Genomic DNA, 24,693 nt, shown 5'->3' on the forward strand with positions numbered 1-24,693 from the left:
GTTTGTGCTACCATTCCCGGCCCGTATTCTTTGCACAGTTCAGACCATGAAATTTCCCGGTAAACGTAAGTCCAAACACTATTTCCCCGTCGATGCCCGCGATCCGCTGTTACAGCAAATTCAGCAGGAAAGCGAAACCAGCGCTGCCTGGGTGGTCGGTATCGATCAGACGCTGGTGGACATTGAAGCCAAAGTGGATGATGCGTTTGTCGCACGTTACGGTCTGAGCGCCGGGCACTCGCTGGTGATTGAGGATGACGTTGCTGAAGCGCTGTATCAGGAGCTGGTGCGCGAAAATCTTATCACCCACCAGTTTGCCGGCGGCACCATCGGCAACACCATGCACAACTACTCCGTACTGGCAGACGACCGCTCGGTGCTGCTTGGCGTGATGTGCAGCAATATCGAAATCGGTGGCTATGCCTACCGCTACCTGTGCAATACCTCCAGCCGCACCGATCTGAACTATTTGCAGGGCGTTGACGGGCCGATTGGCCGCTGCTTTACGCTGATAAGCGATTCCGGCGAGCGTACCTTTGCCATCAGCCCCGGCCATATGAACAAGCTGCGCGCTGAAAGTATCCCGGAAGAGGTGATCGCGGGCGCGTCTGCGCTGGTACTGACCTCCTATCTGGTGCGCTGCAAGCCGGGCGAACCAATGCCGGACGCAACCATGAAGGCAATTGAGTACGCGAAGAAATACAACGTGCCTGTGGTTCTGACGCTGGGCACCAAATTCGTCATTGCCGACAACCCGGAGTGGTGGCAGGCCTTCCTGAAAGAACACGTCTCGATTCTGGCGATGAATGAAGAAGAAGCCGAAGCGCTGACCGGCGAAAGCGATCCGCTGCTGGCGTCTGATAAGGCGCTGGACTGGGTAGATCTGGTGCTCTGCACCGCCGGGCCGGTCGGGCTGTATATGGCGGGCTTCACGGAAGAAGAGAGCAAGCGGAAAACCCAGCACCCGCTGCTGCCGGGCGCAATCGCCGAATTTAACCAGTACGAGTTCAGCCGCGCCATGCGTTATAAAGACTGCATCAACCCGCTGCGTATCTTCTCCCACATCGCACCGTATATGGGTGGCCCCGAGAAGATCATGAACACCAACGGCGCGGGCGACGGCGCGCTGGCCGCGCTGCTGCACGACATCACCGCCAACGCCTACCACAAAACCAATGTGCCGAATTCCAGCAAGCACACCTTCAACTGGCTGACCTACTCCTCGCTGGCGCAGGTGTGCAAGTACGCGAACCGCGTGAGTTATCAGGTGCTGAACCAGCATTCACCGCGCTTAACGCGGGGGCTGCCGGAACGGGAAGACAGCCTCGAAGAGGCGTATTGGGACAGGTAAAAGCAAAACGGCAACCTGTGGTTGCCGTTTTTAGTGTTTGTTCCCTCTCCCTGTGGGAGAGGGCCAGGGTGAGGGCATCAGGCCGCACAAAACTTAACCCGTCACCGCCTCTTCAACTGGCGGTTTTGTCAGCATTGTCAGCATTGTATTCGCAATCTCACGCTCACCCATCACCACCTGATTCGCGCCGCGCTCGGTGATGTACTCCACTTCGTCATCATAATGGGCGCGGGCAATGATTTCGATATGTGGGCATTTTTCACGGGCTGTGGCGACAATCTCGCCAGCCTCGTAACCGTTCGGGATAGTGAGCAGCAGCCAGCGAGCGCAGTCCAGATGCGCCAGATTCATAATCTCTTCGTTAGCCGCGTTGCCCAGCACCGCGCGGATGCCGCGCTCGCGAAGCTCGTCGACGCGAGTGCGGGAGGTTTCAATCACTACCAGGGGGATCCCCTGGGCCATCAGCTTCTCACCGAGCAGGCTGCCGACGCGGCCAAAACCGACCAGCAGCGCGTGGTTGCAGATATCTACGGGGATCTGTTTCTCCTCCTCAATCGCTTCTTCCAGGGTTTGCTCTTCGAGGGTTTCGGTCTTCTCGAGATATTTCTCCAGCAGGGCAAACAATACCGGGTTTAGCATGATGGAGAGGATCGCCCCCGCCAGCACCAGATTTTGCCCCGCCTGTGGCAGCAGGTTCAGGGCCATCCCCAGACCGGCAAGAATAAAGGCGAACTCGCCAATCTGCGCCAGGCTGGCGGCGATGGTCAGCGCCGTGCGCGGCGAATGGCCGAACATCCGTACCAGGAAGAAGGCGGCAACGGACTTACCAAAGATGATGATTGCCAGCGTACCCAGCACGGCCAGCGGCTGCTGAATGAGGATCAGCGGGTCGAACAGCATCCCGACGGAGACAAAGAACAGCACCGCGAATGCATCACGTAGCGGCAGGGTATCGTGCGCGGCACGGTGGCTCAGCTCGGACTCGTTCAGCACCATCCCGGCGAAGAACGCGCCCAGCGCAAAGGAGACGTCAAACAGCTCGACGGCGCCAAAGGCAATGCCCAGCGCCAGCGCAAGGACCGAAAGCGTGAACAGTTCACGCGAGCCCGTGGCGGCGCTGCGGGACATGATCCACGGCACCAGACGGCGGCCCACCAGCATCATGATGGCGATAAACGCCACGACTTTACCGATGGTAATGCTCATATCCAGCGCCAGCGAGGCGAAGCCGATATTCTCTTTTTCCATCATCCCGGCAACGGCAGGCAGCAGAACCAGCGTCAACACCATTACCAGATCTTCAACAATCAGCCAGCCTATCGCGATTTGTCCGCGCTGGCTGTCTATCAGCTGTCTCTCTTCAAGCGCGCGCAGCAGCACCACGGTACTGGCGGTTGAAAGACACAGCCCAAATACGATACCGGTCATGATTGACCAGCCCAGCACCGCCGAAAGCGCCATGCCCAGCAGCGTCGCCACCCCTATCTGGGCGATCGCTCCCGGTATGGCGATCGACTTTACCGCCATCAGATCCTTCAGGGAAAAATGCAGTCCGACGCCAAACATCAGCAGGATCACGCCCAATTCCGCCAGCTCAGGCGCCAGTTTGGTATCAGCGACAAAACCCGGCGTAAAGGGCCCTGCCAGCACGCCCGCCAGTAAATAGCCTACCAGGGGCGAAATACGCAATTTATTGGCAATCATGCCGAGAATAAAAGCGAGCACAAGTCCACCAACAATGGTGGTGATAAGCGGTGTGGCGTGGTGCATTCCGTCTCCTTTCGCGATGGGTGATCCATTTTTGGTGCAAATACCAAAAAGCCGATTAATAGTTTATGACAATTTTTACGCTTATGTTTATGAATAATTGTTGAAATCACAATAAAAAGGCAATAAGCATGAAAAAAGGCAGATTTTGATAAATTTGCTGAGGGGAGGGAGAGGAAAGCCTTATGGCATCAGGTTATCCGGCTGCCAAAGTTTAACTTTGGCAGCCGTGAAGTCACGCTTTATGACGATTGTCAGGCAGGAATATGGTCAACATCCCCAGAAGTGGCAGGAAAGCGCAGATTTTATAGACCAGGAAGATGCTGGTGTGGTCTGCAACCATCCCCAACACGGCTGCGCCAAGGCCGCCCATGCCAAAGGCAAAACCGAAAAAGAGGCCGGAAACCATACCGATACGTCCCGGCAGCAGCTCCTGCGCGTAGACCAGGATGGCTGAAAATGCCGATGCGAGAATAAAACCAATAATCACCGTCAATATTCCGGTCCATTCCAGCGTTGCGTACGGTAAAACAAGCGTAAACGGCGCGACGCCGAGGATAGAGCCCCAAATCACATATTTACGTCCAATTTTATCCCCTACAGGGCCGCCTATCACCGTGCCTGCCGCCACCGCAAACAGGAAGGCAAAGAGGTGGAACTGGGCGTTTTGTACTGATAATCCGAATTTTTGCATCAGATAGAAGGTGTAATAGCTGCTAATGCTCGCCATATAGAAATATTTCGAGAAAATCAGTACCAGCAGCACGCTGACGGCAAGGATCACCTTATTGCGCGGAAGGGGATTGGTTATCTTCGCGGCAGGTTTTCCCTTATTTACGCGATGCTGCGCGGCATACCAGCGGCTGATTTGCGCCAGGACGACAATCGCCAGCAGCGCGGCCAGCACAAACCACGCCACGTTGCCTTTGCCGTAAGGCGCGATAATTACCGCCGCCAGCAGAGGACCGAGGGAGCTACCAAAGTTACCCCCCACCTGGAACAGAGACTGCGCCAGCCCGTGACGTCCGCCGGAGGCCATACGTGCCACGCGGGACGATTCCGGATGGAACACCGATGAACCGGTTCCCACCAGCGCCGCGGCAACCAGTACCGCCTCAAAGCTGCCCGCCATGGCCAGCAGCACCAGCCCGCTCAGGGTGAAGCACATGCCAATGGGCAGCGACCATGGCATCGGGTATTTGTCCGTCCAGTAGCCCACCACCGGCTGTAGCAGCGAAGAGGCCAGCTGGAAGGTCAGGGTGATCATCCCGATCTGCACGAAGGTTAATGAGAACTCAGACTGCAACAGCGGGTAGATCGCCAGAATCAGCGACTGGATCATGTCGTTGAGCAGATGAGAGAGACTGATTGCGCCTAATACTTTAAAGGAAGTGCGCGATTTCGGCGGCGACGCCGGAGCGCCCTGGACGGGCTGGGTTGATTCACTGATTGCCATAAATACCACGTCGATTTGTTATTAGAGATGCAGGGAGTAATTATTATCCGACTAACATACCCGTCCGTGACATTTGAAGAAAGTCGCAATTCTGAAAACTTATTTGTCTATTCTTGTGAGTCACTGTAATTTTTGCGTTTGTCTATGGGTCAGGGAGAGAGAAGATGAAGTTAATGAAGCGTGGCGTCGCGCTGGCGCTCATCGCCGCATGGGGGCTGACAAGCCTGCCCGCGCAGGCGTATGAAAAAGATAAAACCTATAAAATTACCATTCTGCATACTAACGATCATCACGGCCATTTCTGGCGCAGCGAATACGGTGAATATGGCCTGGCGGCGCAAAAAACGCTGGTGGACGGCATTCGTAAAGAGGTCGCGGCCCAGGGCGGCAGCGTCCTGCTGCTGTCGGGCGGGGATATTAATACCGGGGTGCCGGAATCTGATTTACAGGATGCCGAGCCTGATTTCCGCGGCATGAATTTAATTGGTTACGACGCGATGGCGGTCGGAAACCACGAGTTTGATAATCCGCTGAGCGTGTTGCGCCAGCAGGAGAAGTGGTCCAAATTCCCGTTCCTTTCCGCCAATATTTATCAGAAAAGCACCGGCGAGCGCCTGTTTAAACCGTGGGCGCTGTTTAAGCGTCAGGATCTGAAGATCGCGGTCATCGGCTTAACCACCGACGATACGGCCAAAATTGGCAACCCTGAATTTTTCACCGACATCGAATTTCGTAAACCGGCGGACGAAGCGAAGCTGGTGATCCAGGAGTTGCAGCAGAATGAAAAACCGGATGTGATTATCGCGACCACCCACATGGGGCATTACGATAACGGTCAGCACGGCTCTAACGCGCCGGGCGACGTGGAGATGGCGCGCAGCCTTCCTGCGGGCTCGCTGGCGATGATTGTGGGCGGTCACTCACAGGATCCGGTCTGCATGGCTTCTGAGAATAAAAAGCAGGCAGATTATGTGCCCGGCACGCCGTGCGCGCCTGATCGTCAGAACGGGATCTGGATTGTACAGGCCCACGAGTGGGGTAAATACGTTGGCCGCGCGGATTTCGAATTCCGTAACGGCGAAATGAAGCTGGTGCACTATCAGCTCATCCCGGTCAACCTGAAGAAGAAAGTGACCTACCCGGATGGCAAAAGCGAGCGGGTACTCTACACGCCAGAGATCGCTGAAAACCAGCAGATGCTCTCTTTGCTGACGCCGTTCCAGAGCAAAGGGAAAGCGCAGCTGGACGTGAAGATTGGCACGCTTAACGGACGACTGGAAGGGGACCGCAGCAAAGTCCGCTTTGTACAGACCAACATGGGGCGTCTGGTGCTGGCCGCGCAGATGGCGCGCACGAATGCTGATTTCGGCGTGATGAGCGGCGGCGGTATTCGTGATTCCATTGAAGGCGGAGACATCACCTATAAAGACGTGCTCAAGGTGCAGCCGTTTGGCAACGTGGTGGTCTATGCGGACATGAGCGGGAAGGAGGTGATTGACTACCTGACCGCCGTGGCGCAGATGAAGCCGGATTCCGGGGCGTATCCGCAGTTTGCTAACGTCAGCTTCGTCGCGAAGGACGGCAAGCTCAACGATCTCAAAATCAAAGGCGAACCGGTTGATCCGGCGAAAACTTACCGCCTGGCAACGTTAAGCTTTAACGCCACCGGCGGCGACGGCTATCCGCATATCGATAACAAACCGGGCTATGTAAATACCGGGTTTATTGATGCGGAAGTGTTGAAGCAGTTTATCCAGCAAAATTCACCGATTGACGTGAACGCGTATGAGCCGAAGGGCGAGGTGAGCTGGCAGTAGTGCGTTTTTTTGCCCGGTGGCGGCTTCGCCTTACCCGGCCTACATTCGAATCGTAGGCCCGGTAAGCGCAGCGCCACCGGGCAATTTTCTCAATCCCGGCGCGCAATATCCGCAAATTTCGCGTCCAGCATTTTCGCCAGATCGCCTGCGGCCAGTTCGATATCCAGCCCGCGTTTGCCGCCAGAAATATAGATCGTCTCAAATTCCTGCGAAGGCGCATCGATCAGCGTCGGCAGACGCTTTTTCTGGCCGAGCGGGCTGATCCCGCCGACCAGATAACCCGTTGTGCGTTGCGCAACCATCGGGTCTGCCATATCGACCTTTTTCGCTCCCAGCGCTTTGGCCACTTTCTTCAGATCAAGCTGTCCGGCGACGGGCGTCACTGCCACGGCGAGGTGCTTCATATCGCCGTTCACCGCGACCAGCAGCGTTTTGTAGACCTGGTCCGCGTTCAGCCCCAGCTTGCGCACCACTTCATCACCAAAGTTGGTTTCGTTCGGATCGTGATCGTAGGTGTGGATCCGGAAAGAAATTTTGTTTTTTTCGAGTAATTTAACGGCGGGAGTCATGGCTATCCTTCTTACGACAGACGATTCATACCAGCAGCATACGCCTGACGTTTGTCTAAAAAATAGCACCATCTTGCGCAATAGTATTGGCAGTGATGGTTACTTTGAGCGACAATCGGCGTAGCCGAAGGTCACTTCGGTATAATAAAAACGATGAAATTCCTCTTTGACGGGCCAATAGAGATATTGGCCATTTTTTTATTTCAGCAGCGACGGCAAATTCCCTTCTCCGTACAAATGCAACGCGCCAACCGCGACAACATAACGACCGGCAGGCAGGGCATATAGTGTCTCCCGCCACGCCTGGTTGCGCGCGTTCATCAGCACATCATACAACGATTCACTGAATGTCGACGGTAACGCCAGCTTACCGTCTGCGGGCGGCGCATCCAGCCACCAGCCAATCATCGTTTGCAGCAGACGCGCGTTGGTGTGCCAGTGGGTCAGGGTATCATCCAGCAGCATCAGGCCGTCATCGGGAAGCTGGCGAAGAAGCGCAATCTGGCTGTCCGTGCCTTCCAGTTCAATGACGGACAGGTTGCGCGCCCTTGCCGCATTCAGCAGTTGATAATCGATACCGTAATCGCCGCGCAGCCCCAGGCGCTGCGCCTGGGTGGCCTGTAACACCATGGCAATTTGCCACAGGGGCAGAGTGTCGAGCATTGAGAGCGAGACGCCGGTCTCATCCGCAAGACGGGTAAGCTCAGCCAGCTGCGTCCCGTTAAGACGTTCCGCCAGGGGGCGATCGCTTTCCAGCCCGGCAAACGGCGATTCATGGCCGGAGATGTCGGCTTCGACGATCAGCGCGTCGGCGCGCTTCAGCAGTTTAATCAGGCCGGAGGGCAGGGGGGACATGTCCTGCGTGCCCATATGAATGCTTCCCACCAGGTGCAGATGCTGCCCGCCCGGAAGCGAAATATCCATACCGGGCCAGGCATAACGGCGGGGAAAAAGGGCGCGAAACGATGTTTTTAGACGATTAAACAGACCCATACGCGCTCCATGATCGGAAAGGTTCATGCTAGCGCGTACGGGTACAAGGTTCAATCCTTCGGTTTAAACCGCAGCAGGCGGTTAGCGTTGCTCACCACGGTAATTGACGAGAGCGCCATCGCCGCACCCGCAACAACCGGGTTCAGCAGGGTGCCGGTCAGCGGCCACAAAATCCCGGCGGCAATCGGAATGCCGAGTGAGTTATAGACGAAGGCCCCCAGCAGGTTCTGCTTCATGTTGCGCAACGTGGCTTTCGAAATCGCCAGCGCATCCGCCACCCCCATCAGGCTGTGGCGCATCAGGGTGATCGCCGCGGTTTCAATGGCGACATCGCTCCCGCCGCCCATCGCAATGCCTACGTCAGCCTGCGCCAGCGCCGGGGCGTCGTTGATGCCGTCGCCCACCATCGCCACCTGGCGACCCTGACTTTGCAGGTTCTTGATGGCGTCCGCTTTGCCGTCCGGCAGCACGCCCGCGATCACCTCATCAATACCGGCTTCTTTCGCAATGGCGTTGGCGGTGGTCGGGTTGTCCCCGGTCAGCATCACCAGACGATAGCCCGCGCGGTGCAGGCGCTGTAAGGCATCTACGCTGTCCTGGCGTAACGGATCGCGCACGGCCAGCAGCGCCGCCACCTGACCATCCCTCGCCAGCAGAACCGGCGTCGCGCCCTGAGAGGCCTGCGCGTTTAGCTCTGCGTCCAGCGCGGACGTATCAACGCCGTGTTCAGTCAGCAGTGCCTGGTTGCCCAGCAGCAGCGTATGGCCTTCGGCTTCACCGCTGACCCCTAAACCGCGCAGGGTGCGGAAGTTGCTGACCTGCGGCAGACGGCCATCACCGGCTTTCTCCAGGATGGCGCGCGCCAGCGGGTGGCTGGAACCTTGTTCCAGCGCGGCGGCAAGGCGCAGGGCGTCCGTCTCCGTACAGCCAACGGTACTGACGGCCACCACCTGCGGTTTGCCCTCGGTGAGCGTGCCGGTTTTATCAAAGACAAGGGTGTCCAGCGTGCTTGCCCGTTGCAGGGCGTCAGCATCCCGGACCAGTACGCCAAATTCGGCGGCGCGTCCGACCCCAGAGATAATCGACATCGGCGTGGCCAGGCCAAGGGCACAAGGGCAGGCGATGATCAGCACCGTGGTGGCGATCACCAGGGTGTAGACAATCTGCGGCGCCGGGCCGAAGAAATACCAGATCGCCGCGCTCAGCAGGGCAATACCGACGACCACCGGCACAAAAATGGCGGAGATTTTATCGGCAAGCTGACCAATCTCCGGCTTACTGCTCTGCGCCTGGCGGACCATGCGAATGATGCGTGACAGCGTGGTATGGCTCCCGACCGCGCTGGCGCGGAACAGTACGCTGCCGTCCTGTACCACCGTACCCGCATGCACCGCATCGCCCTGAGATTTCTGCTGGGGTATCGGCTCGCCGGTCAGCATCGCTTCATCCAGCCAGGCATCGCCCTGGGTGATTTCACCGTCGACGGGCACGCGGTCGCCGGTGGTCAGGCGCAGCGTCATTCCCGGCTGTACCTCTGAGAGCGGAACGCTTTTTTCCCCGTCGTCCGTGACCACGCGGGCCGTCGGCGGGGTTAAATCGAGTAATCTTTCCAGCGCTTTCGACGAGCGCTGACGCGCGCGGGCTTCGAGCATATGGCCTAAGTTAATCAGACCGATAATCATCGCACTCGCTTCATAATAGAGATGGCGCGCCTCCATCGGGAACCACTGCGGCCAGACGTTCACGCTCATCGAATACAGCCACGCCGCGCCGGTACCGAGCGCGACCAGCGTGTCCATCGTCGCGGTGCGGTTTTTCAGGCTCTTCCAGGCGCTGGTATAGAAATGTCCGCCAGCAAACACCATCACCGCAAGGGTAATCAGACCAATCACCAGCCACAGGGTGCGGTTGTCAGCGGTGACCATCATGTTGTCACCCATCATGCCCCACACCATCACCGGAATACCGACCAGCAGGGCGACAATCGCCTGCCAGCGGAAACGCTTCATAGTGGCGACAGCCGTTTCCTGCTGGCGCTCGCGGCGCTCGGCATCATCTTCGATGGCCTCCGCCCCGTAGCCCGCTTTCTCCACGGCCTGCACTAACTCTGCGGCGGAGGCGCTGCCCATCACCAGCGCAGTACGCTCCGCCAGGTTTACCCGTGCCTGTGCGACGCCCGGTACCGCCTGTAAGGCGTTTTGTACCCGGGAGACGCAGCTGGCGCAGCTCATGCCGTTGATCAGCAGCTGTTGGCTGTCATCAATATCATCAGCTACCGGAAGCTCAGGAGTGGCCGCTGTCAGTGCTTCCGACGGGGATGATGACTCTGCCAGCGGTTTAGCCTTTGGGTGGCTTAACTCCGCCCCGTAACCGGCCTGTTTAATGGTATCAATCAGCGCGTCGGCGCTGGCGCTGCCGGTCACGGCGGCATGATCGATACTCACCTCAGCGCTTTCCACGTCAGGACGCTGCTCCAGGCTTTCTTTAACGCGTTTGACACAGTGGCCGCAGGAGAGGCCGTCCAGTGTCAGGTCAATAGTGTGAGACATAACAAAACTCCCGTATAATGTTCTGGTCAATTGTTGACCTTCACTCTGCTTTTCGCTAACTGTTATGAAGGTTAAACCTTCCATCAAGGGGAAGGTCAAGGGGGAAATGTGAATATCAGCGATGTTGCGAAAAAAACCGGCTTAACCAGCAAAGCGATTCGCTTTTATGAGGAAAAAGGGCTGGTGACGCCACCGTTGCGCAGTGAGAACGGCTACCGCAGCTATACGCAGCTGCATCTTGATGAACTGACGTTACTGCGCCAGGCAAGACAGGTAGGATTTAACCTTGAAGAGTGCGGCGAGCTGGTTAACCTGTTTAACGATCCGAAACGCCACAGTGCCGACGTGAAAAAACGTACGCTGGAAAAAGTGGCGGAGATCGAACGCCATATCGTCGAATTACAGGCGATGCGTGAGCAACTGTTACAGCTGGCAGAATCCTGCCCGGGAGATGACAGCGCCGAGTGCCCGATTATCGACAATCTTTCCGGCTGCTGCCACCGTAAAACCCACGCCTAACAGGCTTTAACCCGCAGAGTAATGCCTTCCACCGCAATGACCTCAACCCGCGTGCCGGCGCTGAGGTCATCGTCGGCCACCACCGGCCACGAACTGTCCCCCACGCGCATATGACCGCGTCCGTTGATCAGCGCGTTATCAAGCGTAAAGCGTCTACCAACGATCTGCTGCCCACGCTGGTTGAGGTGCGCGTCGACCGGCTTCTGCGCCTTCACCCGTTTGTTCAGCCAGCGCCACCACAGCCAGGCGGCCAGCAGCGTCAGCACGGCAAACAGCGCGCCCTGCCACTCCCAGCCGACAGGCAGCAGCCAGACGACCAGCCCGGTAATCACCGCGGCAACCCCGCTCCACAGCAGATAACCGTTGCCGCCAAGCATCTCGGCGGCCAGCAGTAAACCGCCAAGGCTTAGCCAGAACGCATGAGGATGTGCAACGATGAGCTCAATCATTTTTTACGCTCGTTTCCGCCGTCTTTGATCAACTCGGCAATTCCGGCGATAGATCCCATCAGACTGCTGGCATCCAGCGGCATCATTACCACCTTGCTGTTGTTCGCGGAGCCGATCTCCTTCAGCGCATCGGTATATTTTTGCGCGACGAAGTAGTTCACGGCCTGGATATCCCCGGCGGCAATCGCCTCGGAGACCATTTGCGTCGCACGGGCTTCTGCTTCTGCCGAACGTTCACGCGCTTCCGCCTGGAGGAAGGCAGACTGACGGTCGCCCTCGGCTTTCAGGATCTGCGACTGTTTTTCCCCTTCCGCTTTCAGGATTTCAGCCTGACGCACCCCTTCGGCTTCAAGAATATAGGCGCGCTTGGTACGCTCGGCCTTCATCTGCGCGTTCATGGAAGCAATCAGCTCTGCCGGTGGGCGCACGTCGCGGATCTCAATGCGGGTCACTTTGATCCCCCACGGATTGGTGGCTTCATCCACAATGTGCAGCAGGCGGGTATTAATGCTGTCGCGCTGGGAGAGCATTTCGTCCAGCTCCATTGAGCCAAGCACGGTACGGATGTTGGTCATGGTCAGGTTGACGATCGCCAGCTCCAGGTTGCTCACCTCATAGGCCGCTTTCGGCGCATCAATCACCTGAATAAAGCACACCGCATCGATGGTGACGTTGGCGTTATCCTTGGAGATGACTTCCTGGGAAGGGATATCCAGCACCTGCTCCATCATATTGATCTTACGCCCAATTCTGTCCATGAACGGGACGATCAGGCTTAAACCCGGCTGAAGAGTATTGGTGTAGCGACCGAAGCGTTCGACGGTCCACTGGTAACCCTGCGGGACAATTTTGACGCCTGCGCCCACGATAACCAGCGCAACGAATATAAGGACAGGAACAACGATGAGCATAAAAACCTCCTGTTTTGCATGCCGTAACGAGAAAAACTGCGTATTTGTTGAACGTAAGTATATCGGCTAACGAACAGGATTTCGCCCCTGTAAAGAGGTGGGAACCGGACTGGCAGAAATAAAACGCCCCGTTCGGGATACGGGGCGCAAAGCGTTACTTTTCAGACCAGGTATAGCTGAAGTCGGTGATAAACCCATCCCCGGCGTCAGCGATAGCTTTTGATAAGCCCTGATAGTATTTTTCCAGGCCGATGGCCTCTATCTGCTGGATCTGCTCGCGAACGGGAGCGCAGAACAATACCGCATTGCCCGCCCCGACACGTTTGTTGTTCGGCGGCAGATCGCCGGTAATCGCCTTAAACCAGGTTCTGATCCCTTGCTTTAAGCTGTGCGGCGCTTTTGTAAGATCCTCCTGGCCGGTCAGCACCTGTAGGGTAGGGAATTCATTAGCATTGACGGCGGTTTTCATACGCGCAAAGAACGCGGTAAAAAGCTCAAAAGAGCCGAGATCTGTGACGCGAGGCTTGGTGGTTTTTCCGTTTTTATTGCCCATTTTTCCGGCAGGGGCTGTAGGCGCCGGAACCACATTGACCTTATGCAGATCCAGACCAAACAGCAGATTGCAGTGCGCCCGGCGCTCTTTAAGCGGGTAGGACATCAGCACGTCAATAAACGCCGTCGCCTTCACATCGGCCAGATCATGGTTAATCAGCCATTGCGAGCGGGCAAATTCCGCGGGGGAAACGAACCAGTCCGGCACCTCAGTAAAGCGTCTGGATTTACCCTTGCCGTCAAACTCGAGAAAGTAAGCTCCATCATCGAAAGCAAAATAGCAGTTTTTAAAGCTACCGATTGTGGTGTTAACGATGAGCGCCTTCTTAACAAAATCGACCACCTCTGCACCCATGACAAAACGCGTGAGTTCAGAAGAATTGATGACTTCCATTAATGTTTCCACATCAGGAACACCAGGCTTCAGGGAAGAGAACTCATAAAAGATATGTGTCATGTTGCTGACTTCCTGTAGTTATAGAGGTGACAATTAGCGAGCAAAAAGTTTAACACTTGCTATAGGTTAAGGCTATTCGCGCTGCGTAGCGGAAAGGATTATGCTAAAGGCTGTTCTTATTACAGCGGTTAATGGAATCGGAATGAATAATAAAAAAAATCTTCTGGATATCAGGGATGTTGGCTTTCGTGTGGGTGATAATACCATCCTTCAGCACGTCGATTTTTGTCTCTCTCCGGGCGAATTTAAACTGATAACTGGCCCCTCCGGCTGCGGCAAAAGCACCCTCCTGAAAATCGTGGCTTCGCTACTGAGCCCAACGGAGGGAACCATCCTGTTTGCAGGAAAAGATATCGCCACGCTTTCACCGGAAAGCTATCGCCAGCAGGTGTCATACTGCGTGCAAACGCCGTCCCTGTTTGGCGACACGGTATACGACAATCTGGTTTTCCCCTGGCACATCCGCAACCAAACGCCTGATCCGAAAAAGTTTACCGACGATCTGACCCGGTTCGGGCTTTCGCCGGAGACGCTGACCAAATCGATCGCCGAACTGTCGGGAGGGGAAAAGCAGCGCGTCTCGCTGATCCGTAACCTGCAATTCTTGCCGAAGGCGCTGTTGCTGGACGAAATCACCAGCGCGCTGGATGACGCTAACAAGCGCAACGTCAATGACATTATCCATCGCTACGCCCGGGAGCAGAATATTGCCGTGCTGTGGGTGACGCATGATTCAAATGAAATTACCCATGCGGATGATGTCATCACGCTCAGGCCGCAGGGCGGGAAAATGGAGGAGGCTCATCGTGGGTGAACATAACATAACCAACGAATCGCTGGCGCTGTCGATGGTCCTGGTGCTGGTGGCGATTGTGGTCAGCTACCGGGAAAAGCTGGGGCTGGAAAAAGATATTCTTTGGAGTATCGCCCGCGCGGTCATTCAGCTCATCATCGTCGGCTATGTGCTGAAATACATCTTCAACGTCAATCATGCCGTGCTGACCCTGTTGATGGTGCTGTTTATCTGCTTTAACGCGGCATGGAACGCGCAGAAACGCAGTAAATACATCGATAAAGCGTTCATTTCGTCGTTGATCGCCATCACTACCGGGACCGCGTTAACGCTGGCGGTACTGGTACTCTCCGGCTCGATAGAATTTACGCCGATGCAGGTGATCCCCATTTCCGGGATGATTGCGGGCAATGCGATGGTGGCGGTCGGGTTGTGCTACAACAATCTGGGGCAACGGTTCAGCAGTGAACAGCAGCAGCTTCAGGAGAAGCTAAGCCTGGGCGCGACGCCGAAGGTGGCCTCTGCGCGGTTGATCCGCGACAGCATTCGCTCTTCGCTGATCCCAACGGTGGATTCCGCCAAAACGGTGGGTCTGGTGAGCCTGCCGGGCATGATGTCGGGGCTGATTTTTGCCGGTATCGATCCGGTAAAAGCGATTAAGTACCAGATTATGGTGACGTTTATGCTGCTCTCTACGGCGAGCCTGTCCACCATCATTGCCTGCTACCTGACCTATCGGAAGTTTTACAACGCGCGCCACCAGCTGGTGGTGACGCAGTTGAAAAAGACGGGGTAATATCGGCTTTTGTAGGCCCGGTAAGCGTTAGCGCCACCGGGCATTTTTTTACTAGTAGAGCAACGCGTACAGCTGACGACGATATTTCGACGCCAGCGCGTCACCGGTACCCAGCGCGGCCAGGATCTCCTGGAACATCTTCCGCGCCTGTCCGTCTGCGGCGCCCAGGTCCTTCTGAAGATGGCTAAACAGCAGCTCCAGCGCCTCTTCGTTACGCCCCACCTGATGAAGCTGAAGCGCCAGCTGGCTTGCCAGCGCGGCATCCTGCGGGTTGTCCGCAACCTGCTGCTGAAGCTGTTGAATTTCAGGGGTATCGGCCGCCTGTTTCAGCAGGTCAATCTGCGCCACCAGACCCTGATAACGGGTATCCTGATCCTGCATCGGCACCGTTTTCAGCACGGCTTCCGCGTCTTCAGGGCGGTGCAGCGCAATCTGGGTCTCTGCCAGCAGCAGACCAATCTGGCTGTTCTGGTTCGACAGTTGCCACGCGTCTTTTAACAGCGGCAGCGCCTCGTCGTACTTACCTTCCTGCATCAGCGCCATGGCTTCCTGCGCTTTCAGCTCTTCTTCGCGCGGCAGAACTTTATCCAGCAGGGCGCGGATCGCCTCTTCCGGCTGCGGCCCCTGGAAGCCATCCACCGGCTGACCGTTCTGGAACAGGTAGACGGTTGGGATCGCGCGCAGGCCAAACTGGGAAGCCACCATCGGTTCGGCGTCACAATCCAGCTTCGCCAGAATGAACTGACCGTTGTACTGCGCGGCAAGGCTTTCCAGGACCGGCGTCAGTTGCAGGCAGTGTTGGCTGCGTTCAGACCAGAAGTAGAACAGCACCGGTTTAATCATTGACTGTTCGAGCGTCTGTTGCAGGTTAGCTTCAGTTATGTTGACGATATTCTGTACGGACATGCGGCATTCTCTTTTATCGGTTTACTCTTTACATGGGGGTAAGCGTCGTCGCTTCAACTCAACCCTGCAAAATTTTGTCCATCATCCGCCCCGGCAGCAGGCGTTTCAACCAGCCGACGGCATGGGTTACCAGCGTGACCGGATAGCGCATTTTAGGGGTATCGCTCTCAAACGCGTGGCGCACTTTGGCAACGACGGCTTCTGGCCCAAGCGTAAAACGCGCCGCGATGCCGGGGTTTTCGACCGGTTTGTCCGCCTGCGTCTGGTTAACGTTTTCCGTAAAGCGGGTGCGGATCGGGCCCGGTTCAATCAGGCTGACCTTAATACCGCTGTGGCGCAGCTCCATGCGCAACGCATCGGACCAGGCTTCAAGCGCATATTTGCTGGCGGCGTAAGCCCCGCGGCCCGGCGTGGAGATCAGGCCCATGACCGAGGAGGTCATCACGATGCGCCCTTCGCCGTGCGGCAGCATGGCGGGGAGAAGGCGCATGGTAAGCTGATGCGCCCCGAAAAAGTTTGCGGAGAACTGCTGCTCCAGCTGTTCCCGTGAGAGAGTCTGTAGCGGGCCGTACACGCCGTAGCCCGCATTGTTGAAGAGACCGTAAAGACGGTTGTTGGTCAGGGCGATAACCTCATCGGCGGCCTGCTCTACGCTCTCTGGCGAATCGAGATCCAGCAGAATGCCGGTAAATCCCAGCCCTCGCATGCGTTCGACATCCTCGGGTTTGCGGCAGGCTGCCAGTACCCAAAACCCCTGACGTTTCAGTTCAAGGGCGCTTTCAAGGCCAATTCCGCTGGAACATCCTGTTATTAAGACCGATTTTTGCATAACTTTACCTGTCAGGTTCTCAGCTGTTTGACGAGTCATGTTTTACTAAAGGAGCCAGCCGGGTTGCCATCCAGTCGGCAATGAACGGCTGGGCATCGCGATTGGGGTGAATGCCATCATCCTGCATCCACTGGGGTTTCAGATAGACCTCTTCCATGAAAAATGGCAGCAGCGGAATATCAAACTCTTTGGCAAGCTTAGGATAGATCGCGCTAAACGCCTCATTATACCGACGGCCGTAGTTGGCGGGCAGGCGAATTTGCATCAGCAGCGGCTGGGCATTGGCGGCCTTAATGGTCTGCAAAATGGTCCGCAGCGTTTGCTCCGTTTGCTGAGGCTGGAAGCCGCGCAAACCATCATTACCGCCCAGTTCAACCAGCACCCAACGCGGTTGATGCTGCTTAAGCAGGGCAGGCAGGCGCGATAAGCCTTGCTGCGACGTATCGCCGCTGATGCTGCCGTTCACGACAGACGCCCGGGACTGCCATTTATCATTGAGCAGGGCGGGCCAGGCCGCACTGGCGGCCATACGATAGCCCGCACTCAGGCTGTCGCCCAGAATCAATAACGTGTCCGCAGCCGCCGCGCGGAAGGTCATCAGCATCAAAAACAGGAAGGGCAAATGCCAGCGGAAAACATTGTTGAAGTTCATCGTCTTAAGAAGTCCGTCGGTCAGGGAGAACACGAGCTTTCCATCCTCACCGGAGTTGAACTCGTTGTCAAACGTGCCGAAACCATCGCCCTGATTGGTGAATCCGGTTCCGGTAAGTCCACGCTGCTGGCCATTCTCGCCGGTCTGGACGATGGCAGCAGTGGGGAAGTGAACCTGGTCGGCCAGCCCCTCCACGCGCTTGATGAAGAGGCCCGCGCCGCGCTGCGTGCCCGGCATATCGGGTTTGTCTTTCAGTCATTCATGCTGATCCCGACGCTGAACGCGCTGGAAAACGTTGAGCTGCCCGGCCTGCTGCGCGGTGACAATACTCGTGAAAGCCGCGATCACGCGAAGGCGTTGCTGGAACAGCTGGGGCTGGGCAAACGTCTCGACCACCTTCCGGCACAGCTTTCCGGCGGTGAGCAGCAGCGCGTGGCGCTGGCCCGGGCGTTTAACGGCCGCCCGGAAGTGCTGTTTGCCGATGAGCCAACGGGCAATCTCGACCGTAAAACCGGGGACAAAATTGCCGATCTGCTGTTTTCCCTCAACCGCGAGCACGGCACCACGCTGATTCTGGTTACCCACGATCCGCAGCTGGCCGCCCGCTGCGACCGCCGCCTGCGGCTGGTGAACGGTATTCTTCAGGAGGAAGCATGATTGCCCGCTGGTTCTGGCGCGAGTGGCGCTCGCCCTCGCTGCTGATTGTCTGGCTGGCGTTGAGCCTGGCGGTGGCCTGCGTGCTGGCGCTCGGTAGCGTCAGCGATCGTATGGAGAAAGGGCTTAGCCAGCAGAGTCGGGAATTTATGGCCGGGGACCGGGCTCTGCAAAGTTCTCGCCCCGTGCCGCCGGGCTGGATTGAGGAAGCGCGCAAAGAGGGGCTGAAGGTAGGGGAGCAGATCACCTTTCAGACTATGACCTTTGCGGGCGACACGCCGCAGCTTGCAAGCGTAAAAGCCGTGGATGACATCTACCCGATGTACGGTGACTTACAAACCAGCCCGCCGGGGCTAAAACCGACGGCCGGTACGGTCCTGCTGGCATCGCGACTGATGGCGCTGCTGAACCTGAAACCCGGCGACAGTATCGACGTCGGCGACGCGACACTCAAAATTGCCGGGGAAGTGGTGCAGGAGCCCGACTCTGGATTTAATCCGTTCCAGCTTGCGCCGCGCCTGCTGATGAACAGCGCTGATGTGGCGAAAACCAACGCCGTCCAGCCGGGAAGCCGTGTCACCTGGCGGTATAAGTTTGGCGGGACGCCTGCGCAGCTGGAGGCGTACGAAAAATGGCTCCTGCCGCAGCTCAAGCCGGAACACCGCTGGTACGGGCTGGAGCAGGATGACGGGGCGCTCGGCAAATCCCTCGAACGTTCCCAGCAGTTCCTGCTGCTGTCGGCGCTGTTAACTCTGCTGCTTGCCATTGCGGCGGTTGCCGTGGCGATGGGGCACTACTGCCGCAGCCGTTACGATCTGGCGGCGATCCTCAAAACCCTCGGCGCGGGCCGCGCGCAGCTGCGCAAGCTGATTGTCGGCCAGTGGCTGATGGTGCTGGCGCTGTCGGCTCTGACCGGCGGGGCGATAGGGCTGCTGTTTGAAAAGCTGCTGATGGTGCTGCTCAAACCGGTATTGCCCGCCGCATTACCGCCTGCCAGCCTCTGGCCGTGGCTGTGGGCCATCGGCGCGATGACGACGATCTCCCTGCTGGTGGGGTTACGCCCGTACCGGCTGCTGCTCGCCACCCAGCCGCTGCGCGTGCTGCGCCGCGATGTGGTGGCCAGCGTCTGGCCGCTGAAGTTCTATCTGCCGGTGATTATTGCGGTGGCGGTCGGGCTGTTGGCCTGGCTGATGGGCGGCAGTACGCTGCTGTGGGCGGTGCTGGCGGGCGCGGTGGTGCTGGCGCTGCTGTGCGGCGTAGTGGGCTGGATACTGCTTAATGTCCTGAGAAAGCTGACAGTTAAATCACTCCCCATACGGTTAGCGGTTAACCGACTGCTGCACCAGCCGTGGTCTACCCTCAGCCAGCTCTCGGCATTTTCGCTGTCTTTTATGCTGCTGGCGCTTCTGCTGGTGCTGCGCGGGGATCTGCTGGATCGCTGGCAGCAACAGCTTCCGCCGGAAAGCCCGAACTATTTCCTGATCAACATTGCTCCCGAACAGGTGACGCCGCTGAAGGGTTTCCTGTCTGAGCATCACATTATTCCGGAATCGTTCTATCCGATCGTGCGCGCCCGCCTGACGCAGATCAACGGCCAGTCGACGGAGGGAAATAAGGATGAATCGCTCAATCGCGAACTCAACCTGACCTGGCAGGCGAAACGTCCGGACCATAACCCGATCGTTGCCGGCACCTGGCCGCCGAAAGCGGGGGAAGTGTCGATGGCGGAGGGGCTGGCGACACGCCTGAACGTGAACCTCGGCGACAGCGTGACCTTCACCGGTGATACCCAGGATTTCACCGCCAAAGTTACCAGCCTGCGTAAAGTGGACTGGGAAAGCCTGCGACCAAACTTCTTCTTCATCTTCCCGCCGGGTGCGCTGGACGGACAGCCCCAGAGCTGGCTCACCAGCTTCCGCTGGGAAAACGGCAACGGCATGCTGACGCAGCTTAACCGGGAATTTCCGACGGTGAGCCTGCTGGATATCGGCGCGATCCTCAAACAGGTCGGGCAGGTGCTGGAGCAGGTGAGCCGCGCGCTGGAGGTGATGGTAGTGCTGGTGACCGTCTGCGGCGTGCTGTTGCTGCTGGCGCAGGTGCAGGTGGGCATGCGTCAGCGTCATCAAGAGCTGGTGGTCTACCGCACGCTGGGAGCCAGTAAACGGCTGCTGCGCGCCACGCTGTGGAGCGAATTTGCTCTGCTCGGTCTGGTGGCGGGCCTGGTGGCGGCCATCGGGGCGGAAACCGCGCTGGCGGTACTCCAGAGCAAAGTCTTCGACTTCCCGTGGGAGCCCGACTGGCGGCTGTGGCTCACGCTGCCCGTCTGCGGCGCCGTGCTGCTGTCCCTGTGCGGCGGCTGGCTCGGAACCCGGCTGTTGAAAGGTAAAGCGCTATTCCGCCAGTTTGTCAGCTAGTTTACTGACGTGATGATGACGCACCGGCATTTCTGCTGGTGCGTCATCGCTTAACGGCACAAATTGTTAATGCCCCTGCATTTAGTAGCACAAAACATTAAAAACCCGCCCACACAGCCCGAATTTTTCCGGTTAATATTCACCAGCTAAATATTTAGCAGCGTGTCTATCAAGGAAAAAGAATGACTATAAGAAAAACAGCGCTGGCGACAACGATCGGCGCAGCAGTGGCATTGGCTTCTTTCGCATCTCAGGCGGAAATCACCCTTCTGAAACAGGATCCGCAGGCGGGTAACCCGCTGAGCCGCCTGAACTTCACCGTTGGCGGCAGTATTCGTCCTCAGTTCCAGAATATGACCGGTGATGACGGCAAAAACAGCTACAAGCGCAACGGCTTTGACGGCGGCACCCGCTTCCGTTTCGCTGCGGATTACTACCTGTTCGATGACATCAGCTGGATCAGCTACTACGAGCTGGGTGTGAACATTCCGGCGCAGTTCAACTGGGATCATCACTACGCCGACGGCGCGCACGACACCTCTCGTCGTATGCTCTACACCGGTCTGAAGAGCGACACCTGGGGTACGCTGACCTTCGGCCAGCAGAACAGCGTGTACTATGACGTAGTGGGCGCAAAAACCGATATCTGGGACTACGACATGATTGGTCAGGCGCCAGGTAACGGGATCAACGGCGACTATGACGGCTCTTACCGTTCACGCCAGATGCTGAAGTACAAGAAAACCGTGGGCGATGCTGACATCTACGCCTCTTACCTGTTTGAAGACAGCGAATACCTGCCGGGCAACGGCCTGCGTTACAAACGTAAAGGCGGCGGTTCACTGGGTATCGATTATCACCTGACTACCGATCTGACCTGGGGCGCAGCGTGGAACTACACCCGCGCGGACATGCGTAACCCGGACAACGGCGACAGCAAATCCTACGACCAGAATATCCTTGGTACCGCCCTGAGCTGGACGCCGGATAACTGGACCTTCTCCGCAGGCGGCGGCTGGTATCAGAACTTCCTGACCACCAAAAAAGTGTCCGTTAACGACTACTTCGCCGGTGATGCATGGGGTATTGAATACTTTGCGGGTTACAAGTTCCCGGTTGGTCAGTATGCGGTGAAATCCATCCAGCCGTACTTCATGGGCGACCGTATTGAGTACGTGAATGGCCGTAACTACCAGCGCATCGACAACGGTGTAGGTATCAGCTTCCAGCTGGATTACGGTTTCCGCGTGGATTACGAACACGTGTTCACCTCCAGCACCGACAACCTGGGCGACATGAACCTGGTGCGTCTGCGTTACGACTTCTAAGTTGTCATGTAGGGTGCGGCCTGATGCCCTCACCCTGACCCTCTCCCACGGGGAGAGGGAAAAAACATTAAAAACGGCAACCCAGGTTGCCGTTTTGCTTTTACCTCGCCACCCGGCTTTTTTCAGCGATCGAGCCACTCAGCAATTTCTTCGTACGTCCCGCGATACACAATCTTCTCCGCCTTTTTCTCCAGCTGATAGCCGTACATCGGGTCGTAATAGTCCTTCAGCAACGGCACAAGCCAGCTGAAGTGCGCGTCAGTGCTGCCAGTACGCTGTTGCTCGACAAGCGCGGCATCCAGCAGGGCGGTAAATTCCGCAAAGCGTTGCAGCCCCAGACGGCGACGAATGGAGTACAGGCCGTGATGCAGATATTCGCTGTACGCTTTCCAGCCCGCCTCTTCACCGCAGGCGGCAGAAAAGTCGGCCCACATGTGGACGAAATACTCTTCGCGCAGGCGCTCAAGACGGATCTCAAACGGATCCTCGACCACCACGACAGGCGCTTCAGCCATGCGGTCGCGCAGACACTCCGGCAGGTGGTTGGAGCCAATCATCCGGCCCTCGTCTTCAAGCACCCAGCGCGCGGCGTCTTTTTTCAATAGCTCAACCGCAAGGTGATTCTCGAAGCTCGCCTGAGAAAGCTGCGGGGTGAGCGTGCGACCAAACGACGAGCCGCGATGGTGCGCCAGCCCTTCCAGATCGATGCCCTGTGCATGCTGCTTCACCAGCAGCGTTTTACCGTTACCGGTACAGCCGCCGATAAGCACCATCGGCTTTTGTGACTGCTCAATGGTCACCTGAATCGCCGTCTGACGCAGGGCCTTATAGCCGCCGCGGATCAGCGGGTAGTCGATGCCCGCCTCTTTCAGCCAGGCCTGGGAGATGTGTGAGCGCTGGCCACCGCGCGCGCAGCAAAGGTAGCCCTCAGGATGGGCAAGGCTGGCTTCCCGCCAGGCGCTGATGCGCGCCTCGCGCGTCTCGCCGTTGACCAGGCTATGGCCGAGCGCCAGCGCGGCGTCCGGACCCTGGCGTTTATAGCAGGTGCCGACGGCGGCACGCTCGTCGTCGTTCATTAAGGGCAGGTTGAGTGCGGCGGGCATCGCACCCTGGGCAAATTCGATCGGCGCGCGAACGTCGATTAAAGGGGTATCGGACGCGAGGATCGCGCGATAGTCCGTTCCATCGTTCATGGTGGTTCCAGAAGAAAACTGAGCAGCAATGGGCGGGGATTGTACGCCGGGGAAGGGGAAGGTCAACTCCCCGGCGAGGGATACTTACTTCAGTTTTGACTGCGCCCAGACAATACCGCTCGCATATTCTGGCGGCAGCAGGGGAACAATCGCTTCCAGCGTGGCGCTCAGGCGGTCCGTGTCGGTATCGTTCAGGTTCAGATGGCCGACCTTACGCCCCGGACGCACCTCTTTGTCGTACCAGTGCAGGTGCACCAGCGGCAGCTTCAGCCAGTTGTAGTTCAGATCGGTACCGATCAGGTTGATCATCACCGACGGGCTGGTCACCACCGGCTGCGGCAGCGGCAGATCGGTGATGGCGCGCAGGTGCAGCTCGAACTGGCTGATGGAGGCGCCGTTTTGCGTCCAGTGGCCGCTGTTGTGCACGCGCGGCGCAAGTTCGTTGATCAGCAGACCCGACGGCGTGACGAAACACTCCATCGCCATCACGCCCACATAGCCCAGCTCATGCATAATAGCAGAGAGCATCTCTTCCGCCTGCGCCTGCTGGTCAGCATTGGCCTGCGGGAAGGCGACGCTGGTGCGCAGAATCCCGTCCTGATGCAGGTTATGCGTTAGCGGGTAAAAAACGGTGTGCCCGTCATGCCCGCGCGCGCCAACCAGCGACACTTCACCGCTAAAGTTAATGCCCTGCTCAACAATGCACTCGCCGTAGCAGTCGTCCGGCAGCTCGGCGGTGTCGTTCGCGCGCAGGCGCCACTGCCCGCGGCCGTCGTAGCCGCCGACGCGACGCTTCACAATCGCCAGGTCTCCCAGCATCGCAAACACGTCATCCCACTCGCGCTTATCGGAAAGCAGCTGCCACGGCGCGGTCGCGAGGCCGAGCTTGTCGAAAAGCTGTTTTTGCGTGAGACGGTCGGCAATGATCGGGAAGACGTCGCGGTTCACAAAGGCGTTATGGCGCGCCAGCTCGCGGGTCAGGGCGGTTTCCGGCCAGCGTTCAATTTCGGCGGTGATCACGCTCTGATGGAACGGCACGGCTTCCGGCTCGGCATCCAGCCCGACGGGCCAGACGGCAATACCCAGCGGCTCACCGGCCTGACGCAGCATCCGGCCAAGCTGACCATTACCAAGAACGCAAACCTGCTTCATGCTGCACCCCGCGGATCCGGGTTATCCAGCACCTCATCGGTCTGGGCTTTACGCCACTCCGCCAGACGCTGATGCAACTCTTTATCATGCGTCGCCAGGATCTGCGCGGCCAGCAGGGCGGCATTTGCCGCACCTGCTTTACCAATCGCCAGGGTACCGACAGGAATACCGCGCGGCATCTGGACAATAGAGTAAAGGCTATCCACCCCGCTTAACGCGGCGCTTTGCACGGGAACACCCAGTACCGGCACCAGCGTTTTGGCGGCAATCATGCCCGGCAGATGTGCTGCGCCGCCCGCACCGGCAATGATCACCTCGTAACCGTTCTCTTCGGCGCTTTCGGCGAAGCTGAACAGTTTATCCGGCGTACGGTGCGCGGAAACCACTTCGACGTGGTGCGGAACATTCAGGATTTCAAAGATTTCGGCGGCGAACTGCATGGTAGCCCAGTCGCTTTTGGACCCCATCACGATGGCGACACGCGCCGGATTATTGCGGGAAGACATGCGTCTTAAAACTCCTGTGGTGCGGAACACACTGCTTTCGAGGGCACAGAGAATAGCATGTAATACCGGCAAGGAAAACG

At 57.7% G+C, this 24,693-nt stretch carries 22 protein-coding genes; 8 read left to right on the forward strand and 14 right to left on the reverse strand.

What is annotated here, in order from left to right; genetic code table 11:
- Positions 1-46: 46 nt before the first annotated feature.
- A complete protein-coding gene (locus O1721_RS09100) occupies positions 47-1,351 on the forward strand; it encodes an inosine/guanosine kinase (protein ID WP_032647466.1) in 1,305 nt (434 codons plus the stop codon).
- Positions 1,352-1,444: 93 nt separating this feature from the next.
- Here O1721_RS09100 and ybaL read toward each other — a convergent pair whose 3' ends face one another.
- Both ybaL and O1721_RS09110 read right to left on the reverse strand, forming a co-directional pair.
- A complete protein-coding gene (gene ybaL, locus O1721_RS09105; protein WP_017383218.1) occupies positions 1,445-3,121 on the reverse strand; it encodes a YbaL family putative K(+) efflux transporter in 1,677 nt (558 codons plus the stop codon).
- Between the two features lie 232 nt (positions 3,122-3,353).
- On the reverse strand, positions 3,354-4,574 hold the full coding sequence (locus tag O1721_RS09110; RefSeq protein WP_015571242.1) for an MFS transporter: 1,221 nt from the start codon (positions 4,572-4,574) through the stop codon (positions 3,354-3,356).
- Positions 4,575-4,738: 164 nt separating this feature from the next.
- On the opposite strand from O1721_RS09110, the gene ushA reads away from it, so the two are divergent.
- A complete protein-coding gene (gene ushA / locus O1721_RS09115; RefSeq protein WP_032647468.1) occupies positions 4,739-6,391 on the forward strand; it encodes a bifunctional UDP-sugar hydrolase/5'-nucleotidase UshA in 1,653 nt (550 codons plus the stop codon).
- An 89-nt stretch (positions 6,392-6,480) separates the two neighbouring features.
- On the opposite strand, the gene ybaK is transcribed toward ushA, so the two are convergent.
- The 3 genes from ybaK to copA all read right to left on the reverse strand — a co-directional run bounded on the left by ybaK (position 6,481) and on the right by copA (position 10,502).
- A complete protein-coding gene (gene ybaK / locus O1721_RS09120; RefSeq protein WP_010428207.1) occupies positions 6,481-6,960 on the reverse strand; it encodes a Cys-tRNA(Pro)/Cys-tRNA(Cys) deacylase YbaK in 480 nt (159 codons plus the stop codon).
- Between the two features lie 198 nt (positions 6,961-7,158).
- Positions 7,159-7,953 carry a TraB/GumN family protein gene (locus O1721_RS09125; RefSeq protein WP_017383220.1) on the reverse strand — a complete coding sequence of 265 codons (795 nt, stop codon included), beginning with the start codon at positions 7,951-7,953 and terminating at the stop codon, positions 7,159-7,161.
- A gap of 50 nt (positions 7,954-8,003) precedes the next feature.
- Complete coding sequence (copA, locus tag O1721_RS09130) at positions 8,004-10,502, reverse strand: copper-exporting P-type ATPase CopA (protein WP_017694389.1); 2,499 nt, start codon at positions 10,500-10,502, stop codon at positions 8,004-8,006.
- Positions 10,503-10,610: 108 nt separating this feature from the next.
- Here copA and cueR point away from each other — a divergent pair, with 108 nt between their 5' ends.
- Positions 10,611-11,021: a Cu(I)-responsive transcriptional regulator gene (cueR, locus tag O1721_RS09135; RefSeq protein WP_032647471.1), complete on the forward strand. Its 411-nt coding sequence runs from the start codon at positions 10,611-10,613 to the stop codon at positions 11,019-11,021.
- Here the strand turns inward: cueR and O1721_RS09140 are convergent.
- From O1721_RS09140 to O1721_RS09150, 3 genes are all read right to left on the reverse strand, one after another.
- On the reverse strand, positions 11,018-11,470 hold the full coding sequence (locus O1721_RS09140) for an NfeD family protein (protein WP_015571238.1): 453 nt from the start codon (positions 11,468-11,470) through the stop codon (positions 11,018-11,020). The genes cueR and O1721_RS09140 overlap by 4 nt on opposite strands.
- On the reverse strand, positions 11,467-12,381 hold the full coding sequence (locus tag O1721_RS09145; RefSeq protein WP_003858941.1) for an SPFH domain-containing protein: 915 nt from the start codon (positions 12,379-12,381) through the stop codon (positions 11,467-11,469). The genes O1721_RS09140 and O1721_RS09145 overlap by 4 nt, the downstream gene beginning before the upstream one ends.
- 154 nt (positions 12,382-12,535) lie before the next feature.
- Complete coding sequence (locus tag O1721_RS09150) at positions 12,536-13,390, reverse strand: hypothetical protein (protein WP_015571236.1); 855 nt, start codon at positions 13,388-13,390, stop codon at positions 12,536-12,538.
- 142 nt (positions 13,391-13,532) lie between these two features.
- Between O1721_RS09150 and fetA the strand changes: the two genes are divergently transcribed.
- The gene (gene fetA / locus O1721_RS09155) at positions 13,533-14,204 is read left to right on the forward strand and encodes an iron efflux ABC transporter ATP-binding subunit FetA (RefSeq protein ID WP_015571235.1); all 672 of its coding nucleotides are present in this window, start codon (positions 13,533-13,535) and stop codon (positions 14,202-14,204) included.
- On the forward strand, positions 14,197-14,979 hold the full coding sequence (gene fetB / locus O1721_RS09160) for an iron efflux ABC transporter permease subunit FetB (protein WP_017383223.1): 783 nt from the start codon (positions 14,197-14,199) through the stop codon (positions 14,977-14,979). Before fetA ends, fetB begins: the two co-directional genes overlap by 8 nt.
- A 51-nt stretch (positions 14,980-15,030) precedes the next feature.
- On the opposite strand, the gene O1721_RS09165 is transcribed toward fetB, so the two are convergent.
- The 3 genes from O1721_RS09165 to tesA are packed head-to-tail and all read right to left on the reverse strand — an operon-like array spanning position 15,031 to position 17,366.
- Positions 15,031-15,885: a co-chaperone YbbN gene (locus tag O1721_RS09165; RefSeq protein WP_017383224.1), complete on the reverse strand. Its 855-nt coding sequence runs from the start codon at positions 15,883-15,885 to the stop codon at positions 15,031-15,033.
- A gap of 58 nt (positions 15,886-15,943) precedes the next feature.
- Complete coding sequence (locus O1721_RS09170; protein WP_006809829.1) at positions 15,944-16,753, reverse strand: SDR family oxidoreductase; 810 nt, start codon at positions 16,751-16,753, stop codon at positions 15,944-15,946.
- Positions 16,734-17,366 carry a multifunctional acyl-CoA thioesterase I/protease I/lysophospholipase L1 gene (tesA, locus tag O1721_RS09175; RefSeq protein WP_003858933.1) on the reverse strand — a complete coding sequence of 211 codons (633 nt, stop codon included), beginning with the start codon at positions 17,364-17,366 and terminating at the stop codon, positions 16,734-16,736. The genes O1721_RS09170 and tesA overlap by 20 nt, the downstream gene beginning before the upstream one ends.
- On the opposite strand from tesA, the gene ybbA reads away from it, so the two are divergent.
- The 3 genes from ybbA to O1721_RS09190 all read left to right on the forward strand — a co-directional run bounded on the left by ybbA (position 17,337) and on the right by O1721_RS09190 (position 21,762).
- Positions 17,337-18,023, forward strand: a complete 687-nt coding sequence (gene ybbA, locus O1721_RS09180; protein WP_017383226.1) for a putative ABC transporter ATP-binding protein YbbA — start codon at positions 17,337-17,339, stop codon at positions 18,021-18,023. The two genes, tesA and ybbA, sit on opposite strands and share 30 nt — an antisense overlap.
- Positions 18,020-20,434, forward strand: coding sequence for a putative ABC transporter permease subunit YbbP (gene ybbP / locus O1721_RS09185; RefSeq protein WP_032647473.1), 2,415 nt, complete (start codon positions 18,020-18,022; stop codon positions 20,432-20,434). Before ybbA ends, ybbP begins: the two co-directional genes overlap by 4 nt.
- 182 nt (positions 20,435-20,616) lie before the next feature.
- Complete coding sequence (locus O1721_RS09190; protein WP_017383228.1) at positions 20,617-21,762, forward strand: porin; 1,146 nt, start codon at positions 20,617-20,619, stop codon at positions 21,760-21,762.
- A gap of 122 nt (positions 21,763-21,884) precedes the next feature.
- Here O1721_RS09190 and mnmH read toward each other — a convergent pair whose 3' ends face one another.
- The 3 genes from mnmH to purE all read right to left on the reverse strand — a co-directional run bounded on the left by mnmH (position 21,885) and on the right by purE (position 24,613).
- Positions 21,885-22,955, reverse strand: a complete 1,071-nt coding sequence (gene mnmH, locus O1721_RS09195) for a tRNA 2-selenouridine(34) synthase MnmH (RefSeq protein ID WP_032647475.1) — start codon at positions 22,953-22,955, stop codon at positions 21,885-21,887.
- 84 nt (positions 22,956-23,039) lie between these two features.
- A complete protein-coding gene (gene purK, locus O1721_RS09200; protein WP_003858922.1) occupies positions 23,040-24,107 on the reverse strand; it encodes a 5-(carboxyamino)imidazole ribonucleotide synthase in 1,068 nt (355 codons plus the stop codon).
- Positions 24,104-24,613 (reverse strand): 5-(carboxyamino)imidazole ribonucleotide mutase, encoded by a 510-nt coding sequence (gene purE / locus O1721_RS09205; RefSeq protein WP_003858921.1) that lies wholly within the window; start codon positions 24,611-24,613, stop codon positions 24,104-24,106. The genes purK and purE overlap by 4 nt, the downstream gene beginning before the upstream one ends.
- Positions 24,614-24,693: the final 80 nt, after the last annotated feature.

This window comes from Enterobacter cloacae complex sp. HYC033_NIDB, assembly GCF_056673335.1.

What these genes read in the sequence shown, in the direction of transcription:
- O1721_RS09170 (WP_006809829.1), bottom strand. Translation starts at nt 16,753, where the DNA reads ATGACTCGTCAAACAGCTGAGAACCTGACAGGTAAAGTTATGCAAAAA.
- O1721_RS09150 (WP_015571236.1), bottom strand. Translation starts at nt 13,390, where the DNA reads ATGACACATATCTTTTATGAGTTCTCTTCCCTGAAGCCTGGTGTTCCT.
- O1721_RS09125 (WP_017383220.1), bottom strand. Translation starts at nt 7,953, where the DNA reads ATGGGTCTGTTTAATCGTCTAAAAACATCGTTTCGCGCCCTTTTTCCC.
- O1721_RS09140 (WP_015571238.1), bottom strand. Translation starts at nt 11,470, where the DNA reads ATGATTGAGCTCATCGTTGCACATCCTCATGCGTTCTGGCTAAGCCTT.
- ushA (WP_032647468.1), top strand. Translation starts at nt 4,739, where the DNA reads ATGAAGTTAATGAAGCGTGGCGTCGCGCTGGCGCTCATCGCCGCATGG.
- ybaL (WP_017383218.1), bottom strand. Translation starts at nt 3,121, where the DNA reads ATGCACCACGCCACACCGCTTATCACCACCATTGTTGGTGGACTTGTG.
- purE (WP_003858921.1), bottom strand. Translation starts at nt 24,613, where the DNA reads ATGTCTTCCCGCAATAATCCGGCGCGTGTCGCCATCGTGATGGGGTCC.
- O1721_RS09190 (WP_017383228.1), top strand. Translation starts at nt 20,617, where the DNA reads ATGACTATAAGAAAAACAGCGCTGGCGACAACGATCGGCGCAGCAGTG.
- O1721_RS09165 (WP_017383224.1), bottom strand. Translation starts at nt 15,885, where the DNA reads ATGTCCGTACAGAATATCGTCAACATAACTGAAGCTAACCTGCAACAG.
- ybaK (WP_010428207.1), bottom strand. Translation starts at nt 6,960, where the DNA reads ATGACTCCCGCCGTTAAATTACTCGAAAAAAACAAAATTTCTTTCCGG.
- copA (WP_017694389.1), bottom strand. Translation starts at nt 10,502, where the DNA reads ATGTCTCACACTATTGACCTGACACTGGACGGCCTCTCCTGCGGCCAC.
- ybbP (WP_032647473.1), top strand. Translation starts at nt 18,020, where the DNA reads ATGATTGCCCGCTGGTTCTGGCGCGAGTGGCGCTCGCCCTCGCTGCTG.
- purK (WP_003858922.1), bottom strand. Translation starts at nt 24,107, where the DNA reads ATGAAGCAGGTTTGCGTTCTTGGTAATGGTCAGCTTGGCCGGATGCTG.
- O1721_RS09145 (WP_003858941.1), bottom strand. Translation starts at nt 12,381, where the DNA reads ATGCTCATCGTTGTTCCTGTCCTTATATTCGTTGCGCTGGTTATCGTG.
- O1721_RS09110 (WP_015571242.1), bottom strand. Translation starts at nt 4,574, where the DNA reads ATGGCAATCAGTGAATCAACCCAGCCCGTCCAGGGCGCTCCGGCGTCG.
- ybbA (WP_017383226.1), top strand. Translation starts at nt 17,337, where the DNA reads ATGCCAGCGGAAAACATTGTTGAAGTTCATCGTCTTAAGAAGTCCGTC.
- fetA (WP_015571235.1), top strand. Translation starts at nt 13,533, where the DNA reads ATGAATAATAAAAAAAATCTTCTGGATATCAGGGATGTTGGCTTTCGT.
- O1721_RS09100 (WP_032647466.1), top strand. Translation starts at nt 47, where the DNA reads ATGAAATTTCCCGGTAAACGTAAGTCCAAACACTATTTCCCCGTCGAT.
- tesA (WP_003858933.1), bottom strand. Translation starts at nt 17,366, where the DNA reads ATGAACTTCAACAATGTTTTCCGCTGGCATTTGCCCTTCCTGTTTTTG.
- mnmH (WP_032647475.1), bottom strand. Translation starts at nt 22,955, where the DNA reads ATGAACGATGGAACGGACTATCGCGCGATCCTCGCGTCCGATACCCCT.